Genomic DNA, 17,124 nt, shown 5'->3' on the forward strand with positions numbered 1-17,124 from the left:
CGCATGAAACAGGCCCCTACCCCTCAGCCTCTGGCCCAGCGCGTGGATGTGTGGCTGTTCCATGCCCGTTTCGGGCGCAGCCGCAGCGCCTGCGCGCAGATCGCTACCAGCGGGCATGTGCGCATCAATCGCCAGCGTGTGACCAAGGCACATGCATTGGTGCGCACGGGCGACGTGCTGACCCTGCCCGCGCCTGACCGCAAGGCCGTGATTGTCATTCGCGTGAAAGGCCAGGCGGAACGGCGCCAGGCGGCGCCACTTGCACAACTTCTGTATGAAATTGTTCCAGAAACTGCCTGAATATTGTGGCGATAGGGACAATACAGGCACCGATTATGCATTAGCCGCCGTCTTGGGCTTGCCACGACCGTAAAACACTCTCATATCTTCCGCCATTCCCGATGAGGTCATGCCCCCTGTGGCGCCTCGTCCCTTTCCATGGCTGGGCCTACTGCCACAGGCCACACAAATAACGATCGGAGATAGGCGATGACCTATGTGGTCACCGAAAACTGCATTCGCTGCAAATTCACAGATTGTGTCGAAGTCTGTCCGGTTGACTGCTTCTACGCGGGTGAGAACTTTCTCGTAATCAATCCGGATGAATGCATCGACTGCGGCGTATGCGAACCGGAATGCCCGGCTGAGGCCATCTTCCCCGATAGCGATGATCGCGCCACTCCCTGGGCTGAACTCAACGCCAAATACGCTGCCATCTGGCCCAACATCACCCGCAAGATCGATGCCCCGGCCGATGCCGAGGAATGGAAAGACAAGCCCGGCAAGAAAGACATGCTTTCCCCCGAGCCGCAGAAGGGCTGATCCCGCCTTTCCTGGCAGAACCCAATAAAAAAGACCGGCACGGTTTCCCGTGCCGGTCTTTTTTTATGCCGTCTGGCCCGGGGATGGTTGCCCACCCCCAAAGCCCAGCATGAAGCCGCGTATCAGCGCGACATCATGTTGATGGACGTGTCATGCATGATGAACATCGTGCCGGCCACGAGGACCAGAACCGACAGCACCGTGAATGTAAACGCCATGACGTTCCAGCGCTGCTCGGACGAACCGTTCATGTGCAGGAAGTAGATCAGGTGAACCACGATCTGGACCACCGCCAGCAGGGCGATCGCCCCACCGGTGGCGGACGGTGACATCGCATGCGACATCACCAGACCGAAGGCTGCTACCGTCAGGATAACGGCAAGTACGAACCCGGTAAGGTAAGATCCTACGCTACCATGGCCCTCTCCCGAGGATGAAATATGATCAGCCATCAGAGCACACCCATCAGATAGACAAAGGTGAAGACACAGATCCAGACAATGTCCAGGAAGTGCCAGAACAGGCTGAGGCAGGTCAGCTTGCCGATCATGCGCTCGTTCAGCTCAGTCTTGCCAGCCGTCTGGAACAGCAGGACCGCCATCCACAGCAGGCCGCAGGTGACATGCAGACCATGCGTGCCAACCAGCGTGAAGAAGGCGGACAGGAACGCGCTGCGATCCGGGCCGTTGCCTTCGGCAATCATGTGCGAGAACTCGCGGATTTCCATGAACAGGAAGCCCAGCCCCAGCAGGAAGGTCACCCCGAGCCAGGTCCGCATGGTGCTGACCTTGTTCTCGTGGGCGGCGATCATGCCAAAACCGTAGGTGATGGAGCTGAACAGCAGGATAGCCGTTTCAATGCCAACACCCGAAAGTTCGAACACTTCGTGGCCGGTCGGACCGCCGGCAAACTGGTCACGCAACACCGCGAACACTGCGAACAGCGTACCGAAGATGATGCAGTCCGTCATCAGATACAGCCAGAACCCGAACACCACGGGAGATTCGTGGTGTTCATCATGGGCATGGGCTGCATCAGCAGTCATGTTTTGCGCCATTATTCCGCTGCCTGTGCTGCCATAAGGTTATGGGTGTGCTCCTGCTCGATACGAGCCACCTCGGACACCGGCACATAGTAATCGACGTCATTGTCAGCCGAACGTGCGATCACCGTAGCGATGACACCGATCAGACCAACAGCCGCCAGCCACCAGATGTACCAGATAGCACCGAAGCCAAGCACGAAGCTGAAGGCACCGATCAGGAAACCGCATGCCGTGTTCTTGGGCATGTGGATGGGCTGATAGTCACCACCTGCGCGACGCGTATCGATACCCGCTTCCTTGTCGTGGGCAAAAGCGTCGAGCTCGTGCACTTCCGGCAGGATGGCGAAGTTATAGAACGGCGGCGGCGAAGAAGTGGACCATTCCAGCGTACGAGCGTTCCACGGATCGCCCGTCAGGTCACGGTTCTCGGCCAGGTTACGGTCGCGGATCGAGACATAGAGCTGGGTCAGCTGGCACACGATACCGCATGCAATCAGCACAGCACCGGCTTCAGCAATCAGCAGCCAAGGGTGCCATTCCGGGTTGTCGTAGTGGTTCATACGACGGGTCATGCCCTCGAAACCAACGACATACAGCGGCATGAACGCCACATAGAAGCCAATGAACCAGCACCAGAACGCCCGCTTGCCCCATGCTTCGTTCAGCTTGAAGCCGAAAGACTTGGGGAACCAGAAGTTCATGGCCGCCACATAGCCGAAATACACACCGCCGATAATCACGTTATGGAAGTGAGCGATAACGAACAGCGAGTTATGCAGCACGAAGTCGGAAGCCGGGATGGCGAGCATCACGCCGGTCATGCCACCGATGGAGAAGGTGATCATGAAGCCGATCACCCAGTACATGGTCGCATGGAACTCGATGCGGCCCTTATACATGGTGAACAGCCAGTTGAAGATTTTCACGCCAGTCGGAACGGCGATGATCATCGTCATGATGCCGAAGAACGCGTTCACGTTCGGGCCAGCACCCATGGTGAAGAAGTGGTGAACCCACACCACCAGCGACAGGACCATGATGGAAGCGGTCGCGTAGACCATGGTCTTGTAGCCGAAGAGCGGCTTGCGGGAGAAGGTCTGCGTGATTTCGGAGAAGGCACCGAAGGCAGGCAGGACCAGGATGTACACTTCCGGATGGCCCCAGCCCCAGATCACGCTCAGATAGAGCATCTGGTTGCCGCCGCCGTCGTTGGTGAAGAAGTGCATGCCCAGGTAACGGTCCAGACCCAGCAGGCCCATGGCCACGGTCAGGATCGGGAAGGCAACCATGATCAGCACGGTGGTGCAGAAGATGGTCCAGGTGAACACCGGCATACGCATGTAGGTCATGCCCGGCGCACGCATCTTCACGATGGTCGCGAAGAAGTTCACACCCGTCAGCAGCGTGCCCACACCGGACAGCTGAACCGCCCAGATATAGTAGTCAACACCGACGCCGGGGCTGAACTGCTGCTCGGACAGGGGCGGGTAAGCCAGCCAGCCGCACTGCGAGAACTCACCGATGAACAGCGAGACGTTGACCAGCAGGAAGCTGATGGTCGTCATCCAGAAGCTCAGCGTGTTCACGAACGGGAAGGCCACGTCGCGCGCACCGATCTGCAGCGGCACCACGATGTTCATCAGACCCTGCATGAACGCCATGGCCATGAAGAAGATCATGATCGTGCCGTGAGCGGAGAAGATCTGGTCATAGTGGTGCGGCGGCAGGTAGCCGGGGTTGCCGGCATAGGCCAGCGCGAGCTGGGAGCGCATCATGATCGCGTCCGCAAAACCACGGAACAGCGCCACGAGGGCCACAACGATATACATGACACCAATGCGCTTGTGGTCGACCGAGGTCAGCCATTCACGCCAAAGGTAGCCCCATTTACCGTAATAGGTGATGAGACCGACAACGGCGAGACCCGCGATAGCGGCACCGATGAACGTCCCAACAAGGATCGGCACATCATAAGGGATGGCCGACAAAGTTAATTTGCCAAACATCTGTCCTATTCCTTCATGTTCATGTCGGACATCGCGGACTGCTGCACGTGCAGCATCTTGCCGGTGCTCTTGTCCATGACCATGCCGTCATTGTACTTGGCAACGATGGCATCGAAGAGACCCGCATCGACATGCGAGAAGTATTCAACCGGATTGGCCTCGCTCGGCGCGGCCAGCTTCGGATAGCTTGCGCTGTCCAGCTGCTCGGAAGAAGCCTTCACCTTCTCGACCCACGCGCTGTACTGGTCCGCCGGCATTGCCAGCGCACGGAAGCGCATGTCGGAGAAGCCCTTGCCGCTGAAGTTGGAGGACTCACCCTGGAAGTCACCCGCTTCGTTGGCGATCAGGTGCAGCTGTGTCTGCATCCCGGCCATGGCATAGATCATCGTACCGAGCTGCGGGATGAAGAACGAGTTCATCACGGAGTCAGAGGTGATCCGGAAATCGACCGGCGTATTCACCGGCATGGCCATCTGATTGACGGTTGCGATCCCTTCATCCGGATAGATAAAGAGCCACTTCCAGTCCAGTGCCACAACATCGACATGAATTGGCTTGACGTTGGCTTCAGCCTCGAGCGGCTTGTACGGGTCAAGTGAATGACATGTCTGATAGGTCAGTACCGCCAGGAACAGAATGATCAGGCTGGGGATTGCCCAGATGATCACTTCGATCTTGTTGGAATGCGACCATTTCGGCAGGTATTCCGCCGAAGTGTTGGACTGACGGTACTGCCATGCGAACAGTAGCGTCAGGATACATACCGGTATGACAACCAGCAGCATCGCGTAGGTCGAGGTCAGGATCAGGCTTTTTTCCTGAGCACCGACAACGCCCTTGGGATCAAGTGTATCCCAGGTACAGCCTGCTAACAGCGCTGCTGAAGATAGGCTCATCAGCTTTGTTAATCTCGGCAAGATTTTTTTCTTCATCTCACGCCTCGTTGGTTTCGACATCACCCTGTTTTGCTCACATCCTCGCTTCATCCACGGGCTTAGACAACAGCGGCCACGTTATACGCATGGCGGGAAAAAGCATTCTGCTTCCCCGGCATCCAGCGACATCGCGCCTGAGTCGACTTCCGAAAACGACAATCGCCTCTTTCGGTTTGCATCCGTCATGAGTTAGTTGCCGACCGGCTGGCCATGACCTTGATCAATACGGCCTGCCAGACCTTACGTAAATATTACTCTCAGGGCAGATCGGACCTGAATCGCGATGCCGTCCTGTGTGCTGAAGCGCATGTCCTGTGCCGCATACCCTTTCATATGGTTTTTCTATTCAAGGGTTATCCGACCTGAACGGCCTCGTAGGCAAGCCTTCACATAATATTTCAATAGATTTCATTGCTTAAAATTTATCTTATAAAATCGTTGTTTTACAATGCCTTAAACGGGTGTCATTAACCTCACACTCTCGTCATCATATAATTTCCATATATGAATAAGTCTTATCTTTTTTAACAGAAGGACCTTCCCGACCCCTCCATCAACGCAAAAAGGGCCGCCACGGTGGTGGCAGCCCTTCTCATGCAGGCAAACAGGACTTAGGCAGTCCTTAATAAAGGCAGGAATCCTGTCGATCAGTCGTTACTGCTGTTGCGCACGCCCATGAACTGCAGCAGGAACTGGAACAGGTTGATGAAGTTCAGATAAAGGTTCAGCGCGTCATAGACGGACCGCTTCGCGGCCATGTCCGGCCCTTCATAGGCCGCGACCTGCTGGTAGGTGGCCTTGATGTTCTGGGTATCGAACATGGTCAGCCCCACGAACAGCAGCACGCCCGCGGCGCTGTAGACGAAATACAGCGCAGGGCTGTGCAGGAACATGTTCACCACGCCCGCAATGATCAGGCCGAACAGCCCCATCATGAAGAACGAGCCAAAGCGGCTGAGGTCGGTACGAGTCGTGTAACCCCAGATGGACATGGTGCAGAAGGTCGCCGCGGTAATGAAGAAGACGCGCGTGACCGAAACCCCCGTGAACACCATGAAAATGTTGGAAAGGCTCGCCCCCATCACGCCGCAGAACAGCCAGAACAGGGTCTGCACCGCCTGGGTGGACAGCCGGTTGACCCCGAACGACATGACCAGGACGAAACCGAGCGGCGCGATCATGGCCAGCATGCCAAGCCCGGTCGGCTTGATCGTGCCCAGGGCAGGCACATACTGGAAGAACAGCGACTGCAGTTGGGTGTTGGCAATCAGGTACGCGACCAGTCCCGTCAGGACCAGCCCGGATGCCATCCAGTTATAGACTCGCAGCATATAGGCGCGCAGGCCCATATCGACGGAGCCCATGGCACTCTCAGCGGTGGGGCGGATGAAACTCCGCGAATCAGGGCCAAAAGCCATTTGTTGTTTCCTTCCTCCACGTCCGTGACTGACGTGCGTCTGCCTGCATGTGGGCTCATGCTAGACGCGGTTCAAGAACATCAGCGTGACGAACACATTACAATGCGGCAACACGCTCCGCATTTTACAACACTATATATACTGTACAGGGTATGCGGCATGTGCCGTTTTGTCTTTCTGCCAAAAAGGTGCCGGATGCGTCTGTTCATTGGTCTTGAACTCCCCCTTCCCCTCACGCGCGCCCTCGCTGGCCTGCGGGGCAACCTGCCCGACGTGACGTGGTCTCCACCGGAGTCCTATCACCTCACGCTGCATTATCTGGGTGAGGTGACGCACGGCCATGTGCTTGAAGACATTCACCACGCCCTGAGTGCCATAACAGCAGCCCCCCCAACACTAACCCTGACCGCGCCCGGGCTGTTTGAGCCTGAAACCCACTACGGGCCGGATACGCTATGGATCGGCTGCGCGCCCGATGCCGCCCTGACCCACCTGCAGCAGCGAGTCCGCGCCACCATGAACCGGATCCTGCCTAGCGCCGCCCGGTCCGCGCGCCGCTTTGTGCCGCATGTGACGATGGGCCGCCTGCAACACCCCGATCTGCTCCGCCGGCAGGCCTGGCTGGCCGCCATGCCGCCCATGCCTGAGGGCGAGCCGGTGGGTCACTTCACGCTTTTCCAGTCCCTGCGCCATGCGGACGGCCCGGTTTATGACGCTCTGGAACATTATCCGCTACAGAGCTGATTCTCTGCCCTGATCCGTTACGCGTACGGCTTGAAGCAGATGGTCGTTTCACCAAAAATTTATGCCATTCATGAATAATAAAAATATATTTCTCATCATTTATTGTGAAACGCCTGTCGCGCGGTCTCAGGCGGCTCTTCTCATTCTTGCTGCAATATCAACATATTTTAAAAAAAACTCCGCTGGAATTAGCTATCCGATTCATTGCTTATCAGACAACATATTCACGTTTTAGTGAGCCTGAACACTAAAATGTCAGGAGACGGGCGTGCTAGCCTCGGTATGTTCGGATGAAACGGACTACCTGCTTTATCTCCCTGCCCGAAGCCGGTTTCCTGTCTGGTCGGAAAATGAGCGCCGCCCGCGCTTTTTGCCGGTTACATTCAGAAAGCCTGCCCGGACGGAAAGTTGCAGCGGCGGCGTCCTGAATTCGAAACCGTTAGTTTTCTGAGGACATCACATATGATTTCTGCCGTTTTCGGAAAAAGACGTTCTCTGAGCAGAACGCTTACAGCCGGAACGATATGTGCGGCTCTCATCTCGGGCTATGCCACCATGGCATCCGCAGATGACGGGCAGGGCGCCACGGGGGAAGCAATCATCCATGCGGATGACCATCCCGGCGACTGGATGACCTATGGCCGCACCTATTCTGAACAGCGCTACAGCCCGCTGGATCAGATTAACCGTTCCAACGTTGGTAACCTGAAGCTGGCCTGGTATCTCGACCTTGATACCAACCGTGGCCAGGAAGGCACGCCGCTGGTTGTCAATGGCATCATGTATGCCACCACCAACTGGAGCATGATGAAGGCCGTTGATGGCGCTACCGGCAAGCTGCTGTGGTCGTATGACCCGCGCGTGCCCGGCAACATCGCCGACAAGGGCTGCTGTGACACGGTCAACCGCGGCGCTGCCTACTGGAATGGCAAGGTCTATTTCGGCACGTTCGATGGCCGCCTGATCGCGCTTGACGCCAAGACCGGCAAGCTGGTCTGGAGCGTGAACACCATCCCGCCCGAGGCGGAGCTGGGCAAGCAGCGTTCCTACACGGTTGATGGCGCACCGCGCATCGCCAAGGGCCGCGTGATCATTGGTAACGGTGGTTCCGAGTTCGGCGCGCGTGGCTTCGTCTCCGCGTTCGATGCCGAGACCGGCAAACTGGACTGGCGCTTCTTCACGGTTCCGAACCCCAAGAACGAGCCGGACCACGCCGCCTCCGACAGCGTGCTGATGAACAAGGCCTACCAGACCTGGAGCCCGACCGGCGCCTGGACCCGCCAGGGTGGCGGCGGCACGGTGTGGGATTCCATCGTGTATGACCCCGTGTCCGACCTGGTCTACCTTGGCGTGGGCAACGGTTCGCCGTGGAACTACAAGTACCGCTCGGAAGGCAAGGGCGACAACCTGTTCCTGGGCAGCATCGTCGCGCTGAAGCCGGAAACCGGCGAATACGTCTGGCATTTCCAGGAAACGCCGATGGACCAGTGGGACTTCACCTCGGTCCAGCAGATCATGACGGTTGACCTGCCGATCAACGGTGAAACCCGCCACGTCATCGTTCATGCGCCCAAGAACGGTTTCTTCTACATCATCGATGCGAAGACCGGCGAGTTCATCTCGGGCAAGAACTATGTCTATGTGAACTGGGCCAGTGGCCTCGACCCCAAGACCGGTCGCCCGATCTACAACCCCGATGCGCTCTACACGCTTACGGGCAAGGACTGGTACGGCATTCCGGGTGACCTTGGCGGCCATAACTTCGCGGCCATGGCGTACAGCCCCAAGACCGGGCTGGTCTACATCCCCGCGCAGCAGGTTCCGTTCCTGTACACCAACCAGGTCGGTGGCTTCACGCCGCATCCCGATAGCTGGAACCTTGGCCTGGACATGAACAAGGTCGGCATCCCCGACTCCCCCGAAGCCAAGCAGGCCTTCGTGAAGGACCTGAAGGGCTGGATCGTGGCCTGGGATCCGAAGACGCAGGCTGAAGCCTGGCGCGTGGACCACAAGGGCCCGTGGAACGGCGGCATTCTGGCAACGGGCGGCGACCTGCTGTTCCAGGGCCTGGCGAATGGCGAATTCCATGCCTACGATGCGACGAACGGTTCCGACCTGTTCCACTTCGCGGCGGATAGCGGCATCATCGCTCCCCCCGTGTCCTACCTTGGCAGCGACAAGAAGCAGTATGTCGCGGTTGAAGTGGGCTGGGGCGGCATCTATCCGTTCTTCCTCGGTGGCCTTGCCCGCACCAGCGGCTGGACCGTCAACCACTCGCGCATCATTGCCTTCTCGCTCGATGGCAAGTCGGGCCCGCTGCCCAAGCAGAATGACCAGGGCTTCCTGCCCGTCAAGCCGCCGGCACAGTTCGACAGCAAGCGCACCGATAACGGCTACTTCCAGTTCCAGACCTATTGCGCCGCCTGCCATGGCGACAATGCCGAAGGTGCTGGTGTGCTGCCTGACCTGCGCTGGTCCGGGTCCATCCGCCACGAGGATGCGTTCTACAATGTTGTCGGTCGCGGCGCCCTTACCGCCTACGGTATGGATCGCTTCGACAGCAGCATGAACCCCACCGAGATCGAGGATATCCGCCAGTTCCTGATCAAGCGTGCGAACGAGACCTATCAGAGGGAAGTTGATGCCCGGAAGAACGCTGCCGGTATTCCCGAGCAGCAGCCATAATCTCCCGGTTTTGACAATTTTTCGCATCAACGCGACGCATGATGGTGAACATAATGATCAACAGGCTTAAGGTGACATTCAGCGCGGCAGCGTTTAGTCTGCTGGCAGGGACGGCATTGGCACAGACGCCAGATGCCGACCCCGCGCTGGTCCAGAAAGGGGCGTATGTCGCGCGACTGGGTGACTGCGTAGCATGTCACACCGCCCTCCATGGGCAGTCGTATGCAGGCGGGCTTGAAATCAAGAGCCCGATCGGCACGATCTATTCCACAAACATTACACCGGACCCGACCTACGGTATCGGTCGCTACACCTTCGCCGAATTCGACGAAGCGGTGCGCCACGGTATCCGCAAGGATGGTTCCACGCTGTATCCGGCCATGCCGTATCCTTCTTTCTCGCGCATGACGAAGGAAGACATGCAGGCGCTGTATGCATACTTCATGCATGGGGTGAAGCCGGTCGCACAGCCTGACAAGCAGCCGGACATTTCCTGGCCGATGTCAATGCGCTGGCCGCTGGGCATCTGGCGCATGATGTTCTCGCCCTCGCCCAAGGAATTCACCCCTGCCCCCGGCACCGATGCCGATGTGGCCCGTGGTGACTACCTGGTGACGGGTCCGGGCCATTGCGGCGCGTGCCATACGCCGCGCGGCTTCGCCATGCAGGAAAAGGCGCTCGATGCTTCAGGTGGGCCTGACTTCCTGTCCGGTGGCGCGCCGATCGACAACTGGGTTGCCCCCAGCCTGCGTAACGACCCGGTCGTGGGTCTGGGCCGCTGGTCGGAAGATGACATCTACACCTTCCTCAAGTCCGGCCGTATCGACCACTCCGCCGTGTTTGGTGGCATGGGCGATGTGGTGGCATGGAGCACCCAGTACTTCACTGATGACGATCTGCACGCCATCGCGAAGTATCTGAAGAGCCTGCCGCCGGTACCGCCCTCACAGGGCAACTACACATACGATCCGTCCACCGCGACGGCCCTGAACGCTGGCAATACCGCCAGCATGCCGGGTGCTGATACGTATGTGAAGGAATGCGCAATCTGTCACCGTAACGACGGTGGTGGCGTGGCCCGCATGTTCCCGCCGCTGGCTGGCAACCCGGTTGTCGTGACCGAGAACCCGACCTCGCTGGTGAACGTGATCGCTCATGGTGGCGTGCTGCCGCCGAGCAACTGGGCACCTTCCGCGGTGGCCATGCCGGGTTACAGCAACTCGCTGTCTGCCCAGCAGATCGCCGATGTGGTCAACTTCATCCGCACCAGCTGGGGCAACAAGGCGCCGGGCACCGTTACGGCAGCTGACGTGACCAAGCTGCGTGACACCGGGGCTCCGGTTTCCAGCTCCGGCTGGAACAGCATGAGCAGCGGCTGGTCGGTGTTCCTGCCGCAGCCTTACGGCTCGGGCTGGACGTTTGCACCGCAGACGCACACCGGTCAGGATGCCGCGCAGTAATACGCGGCAGGGGGTAACCTTTCCTATCGGGTTCCCCTCACCCTGATACGCATTACGGAAAACCGCCATGGGCTTATGTCCATGGCGGTTTTCTTATGTACGGCGATCCCGCACACTGCTGTCTTTCACCTTGAGGGAGAGTTCGTATGCAGCGCATCGTTGTCCTGACCGGGGCGGGCATCAGCCAGGAATCGGGTCTCCAGACCTTTCGCGGGCCGGATGGATTGTGGAACCATGAACGGATCGAGGATATCTGCACGCCGCAGGGCTTTGCGCGCGATCCGCTGCGGGTGGACCGGTTCTATAACGGCCTGCGTGCCCAGCTCCCCACCGTGCACCCCAATGAAGCGCACAGGGCGCTTGCCGCACTCGAGCAGGCCGGGCGCGCGGGCGACTGGCCGGGGCATCTCACCATCATCACGCAGAATATCGACGATCTGCATGAACGCGCAGGCAGCCGGAACGTCATTCACATGCATGGCGAACTGCTGCGCCTGCGCTGCACCCACTGCCACGCCACCCCTGTATGGAAAACCGACTGCTACCCCGATACACCCTGCCCCGATTGCGGAGCGGCAGCACTTCGGCCCGATATCGTCTGGTTTGGGGAAATGCCCTACCATATGGAGGCCATAGCCCGGCAGCTTGAGACCTGTGACCTGTTCGTAGCCATTGGCACCTCCGGCGTGGTCTACCCGGCGGCAGGATTTGTAGACAGCGTGGCCGACCATGCCGATACGATGCTGTTCAACCTTGAGGCCCCATCAGGCCGCAGCGCCTTTGACCAGACCATTCTCGGGCCTGCCACCCGCACGGTTCCGGCATGGACACGCGACCTGCTGAAAGCGTAAAGGCAGCCCCATGGCCGAAACCCTTGAAGACCTGCTGCGCGCCATCCGTGCCTGCCAGGCCTGCGCCGCCCACCTGCCGCTTGGCCCCCGCCCGGTGCTGCATGTATCGCGCACGGCGCGGCTGCTCATTGCCAGCCAGGCGCCAGGCACGCGCGTGCATGAAACCGGACAGTCCTTCAATGATGCCTCGGGCGATCGGCTGCGGGGCTGGATGGGGGTGGACCGCGCCACGTTCTATGATTCCAGCCGCATTGCGCTGGTGCCCATGGGCCTGTGCTATCCCGGCCGCCTGCCCACAGGTGGTGACTGCCCGCCCCGGCCGGAATGCGCGCCCTTATGGCGCGAGCGCATCATGGCGCAGATGCCCGATCTTGAACTGACGCTGGTAGTGGGCAGCTACGCCCAACTCCACATTCTGGGCAAGGGAAAGGTGAGTGAGCGCTGCCTCGACTTCCGCCGCTACCTGCCGCGCTACTTTCCCCTGCCCCACCCCTCATGGCGCACGGGGGCATGGGAGCGGCGGACGCCGCAATTCGGCACGGATGTGCTGCCTGCGCTACGCGCCTGCGTGCGCGCTGTGCTCGATGGACGGCCCGTGCCTGAAATTGCCCCGCTGGCGTGAAGGGAAAAACTTTTGACGGATGGCCTGTCAGCCTGCCATCGTGATGACGGCATGCGCGGTTGACAGCACAACCCCCTGCACGCCCGTAATCAGGATCTGCACGCCAATCGAGAGCAGGATCAGCGCGGCAAGCCGCGAGACGATGCGCGTGCCGGTCGTGCCCAGCAGGTACAGCAACTGCTCGGCATAGGCATAGGCCGCCCAGACAATTCCCGCCACCAGCACCGCCGCAATCGACAGCACGCCGTAGAATACGATGTGATTGCCCGCAGGCGGCCCCTCCGAGCCAAGGGCAATGGCGACCGCAATCGTGCCGGGGCCCACGGTAAAGGGCATGGTCAGCGGAAAGAACGCCTGCCCCATCAGGTTGGCTGCCTGCGTGCTGCCGCTGGCCTGGGCCTGCTTGCGGGCTTCCTCCGTCTCGGGGGCCTGGAGCAGCGACCACGCCCGCACGGCCACCACCAGCCCGCCCGCAATGCGCAGCGCATCAATGGTGATGCCAAAGAAAGACAGCACCAGCCCCCCGATCCAGATCGAGGCCAGCATCAGCATGGCGGAATAGAACGCCACCTGCCCTGCAAGCGCCACGCAGGTGCGCCGGTCATGCCCCGCCGTAACCTGCGCAAAGATCAGCGCCGCCCCCAGCGGATTGACAATGGAGAACAGCGCCGGAAACGCCATGAGGAACGCGCCCGACAGGCTGGGCAGGCCCACTACGGTAGAAAAATGCGTGAGCAGTCCCGCATGGGCGGTCATGGGCAGCTTCCTTTACGCCACGTGGCACATCCCCTCAGCATCCGCTCTGCCCCAACGGCGCGAAGGCCTTTTCCATGAGCGAGCGGATCGTGTTCAGGTCATCGGCACCCGCACACAGGAAACACGGATGCAGGGGCGCGCCTTCTTCCGTCAGGGGCCACGGCGTCAGGCCCAGTTCATTATAGACCGCAAGCAGGCTCGTGCCGACATGCCAGAAGGCAGGCTGGCAACCTTCCTGCACCGCAAGGTCGCGCAGCCACCATATGGCCGATGTGCAGTCATCCGCATGGCCCGCCGGGTCACCCAGCCCGACCAGATACGGCCCCAGCCGCACGAAGGGCAGCAGCGCCTGACGCCGCGCGCCCGGTATCAGGCCCGAAGGCGCGGGGGTAACCTGCCCCACCCCGTCAAGCGCATGGTCAAGGGCGCGGTAACGGGCCTGGCCCTGCTTGTTCCACGGCAGCACATGAATGCGCCCCGGCCGCACCAGCCGCACGATCATGACCAGCCCCAGCATGACCGCGAGCCCCAGTGTCCATTGCGCAATGCCCGGACGGGTGGCGAAGAGCATGATCTCCCACCAGCTTCCCCCCGCCGAATCATGCGGCCCCGCCAGCACCAGCACCACGACCGAACTGATCAGCAGCACAAGGGAGAGAATGGTCTGCGAGGAAAGCGGCTCGCTCATGATCCGCGCATGGCGGTAATAGGAGCCACGGAAAGGGGCGATCAGCAGGCACACCAGCATGAGCAGGCCCGGCACCGCCATGGGCGAGTCGCGCAGCAGCGTCAGCGCGCATGCCACGGACAGCAGCCCGATCGTGGCCTTCCACGCCAGCGTCACGCGCTGCGAAAGCCCAATGCCCAGCCCGATCAGCGCAACACCGATCAGCGAGAGCAGATAGTCCCCCACCATGGCGAAGAGCGGCTGCAGGCGGCCCGCGTTCAACCAGCTTTCGGGGTCGAGCAGGGTCAGCGCCAGCAGCAGCCCGCCACACAGCGAGACCGCGCCGGTTGCCACCGCCACCGAGAAATCGGCCTCGCTTTCACGGATCACCTGGCTTGGCCTGCCGGGCCGCGGCCCGCGCAGGGGGCTACCGGCACTCCCCTTGCGCGAAAGGGCAGCATCACCGCGCAGGAACAGTTCGTGCGCCGCGAACATGATGCCCGCCACGAACAGCGGCACGATGTAATAGAACAGACGGAAGATCAGGATGGCGGTCACAACCCGCGTGGCAGGCACGTAGGCGCCAAGGGCCAGCATCATCGTGCCGTCAAATACGCCCAAGCCCCCCGGCACGCTGGCCACCAGCCCTGCGGTGTAGGAGGCGATGTAGATAGCCAGGAACGTGCCGTAATCCAGACCCGGCGCCGCAGGCACGAAGGTGTAGGCGATGGCCGCCGTCGCCGCGACCTCAAGTGCCGCGACAAGGGTCTGCATTACCGCCATGCCGGCGGATGGAAAGGTGACCTGCCAGCGCCAGACCCTGATCTCGTTCACGTAGCGCCCGGCAATGACATAGCCGATCACCCCCGCCCACAACACGCAGCCCGCCAGCCGCATCATGGGCGAGGGCAGCGCATGGCCGATGAAGGGCACCGTGCCCGGCTCCAGCACCAGCACGCTGCCGATCAGCACCGCAGCCCCCAAAAGATAGGTGGCGGAACAGAACGCAATGATCTGGGCGACCTCAAAAGGCTTCAGCCCCCAGTTGCCATACAGCCGAAAGCGTACCGCCGCACCCGAAATGGCGGAAAACCCCAGATTATGCGACAGCACATACGAGCAGAACGCCGCAAACGCCGTGCGCCGGAAGGCTAGCTTGCAGCCCACCTGCCGCACGGCAAGCCAGTCATAAAAGGACAGTACCAGATAGGACAGCAGCGTAAACCCTGCCCCGGCCCACAGCGTGGTGGCGGGAATGGTGAGCAGCGCGTGACTGATGTCCTGCCAGTGCAGGGTGCGCACCTCGCGCTGCACCACGACCACCGCACCCACCAGCAAAAACAGCCCCAGCACATGCGGCAGGTGACGTAGCAGCGCGTTGCGCCGGCGCGCGGGAGTCAGGCCCGCCCCGGTGGGCCCATCACCTTGGGGCGGGGCAGGCGTTGCGTCTTTGGTCGGACGTTCAGCCATGGGCAGGCCCTTAGGCCGCCGTTCCCTCGGCGCGGGTCAGGGCGGCCTCGATCAGGGCCACGGTTTCCGCCACGCCATAGAGGGCAACAAAGATGCCAAAGCGCGGGCCTTCCTTCTGGCCCAGCAGTACTTCATACAGACAGCCAAACCACGCGCGCAGCGGCTCGAAGCCATGGGTCTTGCCAATCTCGAACACAAGGTTCTGGCAGGCATCGGGGCTGACATCGCCACCTTCCATGCCGCGCAGGGCCTCGGCCAGGTCGGCCAGCGCCTTGCGTTCATGGGCATCAGGCGCGCGGTACTGCTTGGTGGGGCGCACGAAATCGGCGTAGTAGACGATGGCGTATTCCACCAGACGCGCCAGCATGGGGCAGCTTTCGGGCGTGGCATCGGCGTCGTAGCGCTGGATGAACTTCCACAGCACATCCGGCGTCTCGGCATTGGCAACCGAGGCGAGGTTGAGCAGCATGCCGAACGTGACCGGGCTGCCAGCATCGTGCGGGATCGCACCCTTGTGGATGAACCAGGCCGGGTTGGTCAACAGCGCGGGGTCAGCAGGCTCCATGGCGCGGGCCTTGCCCACATGGGCCAGATATTCATCCGTCGCCTTGGGGATGACATCAAAGAACAGCCGCTTGGCGCGCTGCGGCGCGTTGAACATGTACTGGCCCAGGCTTTCAGGCGGGGCGTAGCGCAGCCATTCCTCGACCGAGATGCCATTGCCCTTGGATTTGGAAATTTTCTGCCCGTTCTGGTCCAGGAACAGCTCATAGGTCAGGCCCGCGGGCGGCTGGCCGCCAAGGATGCGGCAGATCCTGCCCGAAAGGCGCACGCTGTCGATCAGGTCCTTGCCCGACATTTCATAATCAACGCCCAGCGCATACCAGCGCATGGCCCAGTCGGCCTTCCACTGCATCTTGGCATGGCCGCCGGTTACCGGCGTCTCGAAGGTCTCGCCTTCTTCATCGGTCCAGCGCACGGTGCCTGCCACGGGGTCGATGGCGTCCATCTTCACCTGCATCACCTGCCCCGTACGCGGGTGAATGGGCAGCACGGGGGAATAGGTGGCGCGGCGTTCCTCACCCAGCGTAGGGGCGATGACGGCCACGATCTTGTCATGCACCTCAAGCACGCGCCTGAGCGCCGCGTCAAAACGCCCGCCTTCATAATACTGCGTGGAGGAAGCGAATTCGTAATCAAACCCGAAGCCATCAAGGAAGGAACGCAGGCGGGCATTGTTGTGGGCGGCAAAGGATTCATGCGTGCCGAACGGATCGGGCACGCGCGAGAGCGGCTTGCCGATATACTGGCGCAGCATCTCCTGATTGGGCACGTTCTCGGGCACCTTGCGCAGGGCGTCCATATCATCAGAGAAGGCCAGAAGCCGCGTGGGCAGGCCGGTCAGCTTCGTGAACGCCTGCCTGACCCATGATGTGCGCGCCACTTCGCCAAACGTGCCGATATGCGGCAGGCCAGACGGACCATAACCGGTTTCCAGCAGCACGGGTTTATCGGCCGTAACCGTGCGCGCGCCAACATGCGCGGACAGTTTGGCGGCCTCCTCGAACGGCCAGGACTTGGGAAGGGGCGAGATAAGGGCAGGATGCTGTTCTGACATGGACCGGCAAGCTATGGGCAGGAAG

The 17,124-nt window shown here is 60.7% G+C and carries 15 protein-coding genes; 7 read left to right on the forward strand and 8 right to left on the reverse strand.

What is annotated here, in order from left to right:
- Positions 1 to 3 precede the first annotated feature (3 nt).
- Entirely contained in the window at positions 4 to 300 is a 297-nt protein-coding gene (locus FMA36_RS01830) for a S4 domain-containing protein (RefSeq protein ID WP_159260357.1), read from the forward strand.
- Positions 301 to 489: 189 nt separating this feature from the next.
- A complete protein-coding gene (gene fdxA, locus FMA36_RS01835) occupies positions 490 to 822 on the forward strand; it encodes a ferredoxin FdxA (RefSeq protein ID WP_078526760.1) in 333 nt (110 codons plus the stop codon).
- Positions 823 to 944: 122 nt separating this feature from the next.
- On the opposite strand, the gene cyoD is transcribed toward fdxA, so the two are convergent.
- The 5 genes from cyoD to FMA36_RS01860 all read right to left on the reverse strand — a co-directional run bounded on the left by cyoD (position 945) and on the right by FMA36_RS01860 (position 6,226).
- On the reverse strand, positions 945 to 1,274 hold the full coding sequence (gene cyoD, locus FMA36_RS01840; RefSeq protein ID WP_078526758.1) for a cytochrome o ubiquinol oxidase subunit IV: 330 nt from the start codon (positions 1,272 to 1,274) through the stop codon (positions 945 to 947).
- Positions 1,274 to 1,879, reverse strand: coding sequence for a cytochrome o ubiquinol oxidase subunit III (gene cyoC, locus FMA36_RS01845; RefSeq protein ID WP_061272539.1), 606 nt, complete (start codon positions 1,877 to 1,879; stop codon positions 1,274 to 1,276). Before cyoC ends, cyoD begins: the two co-directional genes overlap by 1 nt.
- Entirely contained in the window at positions 1,879 to 3,873 is a 1,995-nt protein-coding gene (gene cyoB / locus FMA36_RS01850) for a cytochrome o ubiquinol oxidase subunit I (RefSeq protein WP_110566544.1), read from the reverse strand. Before cyoB ends, cyoC begins: the two co-directional genes overlap by 1 nt.
- A gap of 5 nt (positions 3,874 to 3,878) precedes the next feature.
- Positions 3,879 to 4,805 carry a ubiquinol oxidase subunit II gene (gene cyoA, locus FMA36_RS01855; RefSeq protein ID WP_165165683.1) on the reverse strand — a complete coding sequence of 309 codons (927 nt, stop codon included), beginning with the start codon at positions 4,803 to 4,805 and terminating at the stop codon, positions 3,879 to 3,881.
- A gap of 650 nt (positions 4,806 to 5,455) precedes the next feature.
- Positions 5,456 to 6,226 (reverse strand): Bax inhibitor-1/YccA family protein, encoded by a 771-nt coding sequence (locus FMA36_RS01860; protein ID WP_167517996.1) that lies wholly within the window; start codon positions 6,224 to 6,226, stop codon positions 5,456 to 5,458.
- A gap of 195 nt (positions 6,227 to 6,421) precedes the next feature.
- On the opposite strand from FMA36_RS01860, the gene thpR reads away from it, so the two are divergent.
- The 5 genes from thpR to FMA36_RS01885 all read left to right on the forward strand — a co-directional run bounded on the left by thpR (position 6,422) and on the right by FMA36_RS01885 (position 12,588).
- Positions 6,422 to 6,970, forward strand: coding sequence for an RNA 2',3'-cyclic phosphodiesterase (gene thpR / locus FMA36_RS01865; RefSeq protein ID WP_159260359.1), 549 nt, complete (start codon positions 6,422 to 6,424; stop codon positions 6,968 to 6,970).
- Positions 6,971 to 7,432: 462 nt separating this feature from the next.
- Positions 7,433 to 9,655: a PQQ-dependent dehydrogenase, methanol/ethanol family gene (locus FMA36_RS01870; RefSeq protein WP_078526752.1), complete on the forward strand. Its 2,223-nt coding sequence runs from the start codon at positions 7,433 to 7,435 to the stop codon at positions 9,653 to 9,655.
- Between the two features lie 53 nt (positions 9,656 to 9,708).
- The gene (locus FMA36_RS01875) at positions 9,709 to 11,115 is read left to right on the forward strand and encodes a c-type cytochrome (RefSeq protein WP_240906448.1); all 1,407 of its coding nucleotides are present in this window, start codon (positions 9,709 to 9,711) and stop codon (positions 11,113 to 11,115) included.
- A 146-nt stretch (positions 11,116 to 11,261) separates the two neighbouring features.
- Complete coding sequence (locus FMA36_RS01880; protein ID WP_159260360.1) at positions 11,262 to 11,966, forward strand: NAD-dependent deacylase; 705 nt, start codon at positions 11,262 to 11,264, stop codon at positions 11,964 to 11,966.
- A 10-nt stretch (positions 11,967 to 11,976) separates the two neighbouring features.
- Positions 11,977 to 12,588, forward strand: a complete 612-nt coding sequence (locus FMA36_RS01885) for a uracil-DNA glycosylase family protein (RefSeq protein WP_159260362.1) — start codon at positions 11,977 to 11,979, stop codon at positions 12,586 to 12,588.
- 27 nt (positions 12,589 to 12,615) lie between these two features.
- Here FMA36_RS01885 and FMA36_RS01890 read toward each other — a convergent pair whose 3' ends face one another.
- From FMA36_RS01890 to FMA36_RS01900, 3 genes are read right to left on the reverse strand one after another with little or no spacing between them, the layout of a single operon-like run.
- Complete coding sequence (locus FMA36_RS01890) at positions 12,616 to 13,344, reverse strand: MarC family protein (protein ID WP_159260365.1); 729 nt, start codon at positions 13,342 to 13,344, stop codon at positions 12,616 to 12,618.
- 34 nt (positions 13,345 to 13,378) lie between these two features.
- Positions 13,379 to 15,481, reverse strand: coding sequence for a lysylphosphatidylglycerol synthase domain-containing protein (locus FMA36_RS01895; RefSeq protein ID WP_159260367.1), 2,103 nt, complete (start codon positions 15,479 to 15,481; stop codon positions 13,379 to 13,381).
- A gap of 10 nt (positions 15,482 to 15,491) precedes the next feature.
- Positions 15,492 to 17,099: a lysine--tRNA ligase gene (locus tag FMA36_RS01900; RefSeq protein WP_159260383.1), complete on the reverse strand. Its 1,608-nt coding sequence runs from the start codon at positions 17,097 to 17,099 to the stop codon at positions 15,492 to 15,494.
- Positions 17,100 to 17,124 lie beyond the last annotated feature (25 nt).

It is taken from the genome of Komagataeibacter xylinus (assembly GCF_009834365.1).
In the GTDB taxonomy this organism is placed as follows: domain Bacteria; phylum Pseudomonadota; class Alphaproteobacteria; order Acetobacterales; family Acetobacteraceae; genus Komagataeibacter; species Komagataeibacter xylinus_D.

Excerpts from the sequence above, each read along its gene's own strand:
- FMA36_RS01830 (WP_159260357.1), top strand. The coding sequence starts at position 4 with ATGAAACAGGCCCCTACCCCTCAGCCTCTGGCCCAGCGCGTGGATGTG.
- fdxA (WP_078526760.1), top strand. The coding sequence starts at position 490 with ATGACCTATGTGGTCACCGAAAACTGCATTCGCTGCAAATTCACAGAT.
- cyoD (WP_078526758.1), bottom strand. The coding sequence starts at position 1,274 with ATGGCTGATCATATTTCATCCTCGGGAGAGGGCCATGGTAGCGTAGGA.
- FMA36_RS01895 (WP_159260367.1), bottom strand. The coding sequence starts at position 15,481 with ATGGCTGAACGTCCGACCAAAGACGCAACGCCTGCCCCGCCCCAAGGT.
- FMA36_RS01880 (WP_159260360.1), top strand. The coding sequence starts at position 11,262 with ATGCAGCGCATCGTTGTCCTGACCGGGGCGGGCATCAGCCAGGAATCG.
- cyoA (WP_165165683.1), bottom strand. The coding sequence starts at position 4,805 with ATGAAGAAAAAAATCTTGCCGAGATTAACAAAGCTGATGAGCCTATCT.
- FMA36_RS01900 (WP_159260383.1), bottom strand. The coding sequence starts at position 17,099 with ATGTCAGAACAGCATCCTGCCCTTATCTCGCCCCTTCCCAAGTCCTGG.
- FMA36_RS01885 (WP_159260362.1), top strand. The coding sequence starts at position 11,977 with ATGGCCGAAACCCTTGAAGACCTGCTGCGCGCCATCCGTGCCTGCCAG.
- FMA36_RS01875 (WP_240906448.1), top strand. The coding sequence starts at position 9,709 with ATGATCAACAGGCTTAAGGTGACATTCAGCGCGGCAGCGTTTAGTCTG.
- FMA36_RS01870 (WP_078526752.1), top strand. The coding sequence starts at position 7,433 with ATGATTTCTGCCGTTTTCGGAAAAAGACGTTCTCTGAGCAGAACGCTT.
- cyoC (WP_061272539.1), bottom strand. The coding sequence starts at position 1,879 with ATGGCGCAAAACATGACTGCTGATGCAGCCCATGCCCATGATGAACAC.
- cyoB (WP_110566544.1), bottom strand. The coding sequence starts at position 3,873 with ATGTTTGGCAAATTAACTTTGTCGGCCATCCCTTATGATGTGCCGATC.
- FMA36_RS01890 (WP_159260365.1), bottom strand. The coding sequence starts at position 13,344 with ATGACCGCCCATGCGGGACTGCTCACGCATTTTTCTACCGTAGTGGGC.
- FMA36_RS01860 (WP_167517996.1), bottom strand. The coding sequence starts at position 6,226 with ATGGCTTTTGGCCCTGATTCGCGGAGTTTCATCCGCCCCACCGCTGAG.
- thpR (WP_159260359.1), top strand. The coding sequence starts at position 6,422 with ATGCGTCTGTTCATTGGTCTTGAACTCCCCCTTCCCCTCACGCGCGCC.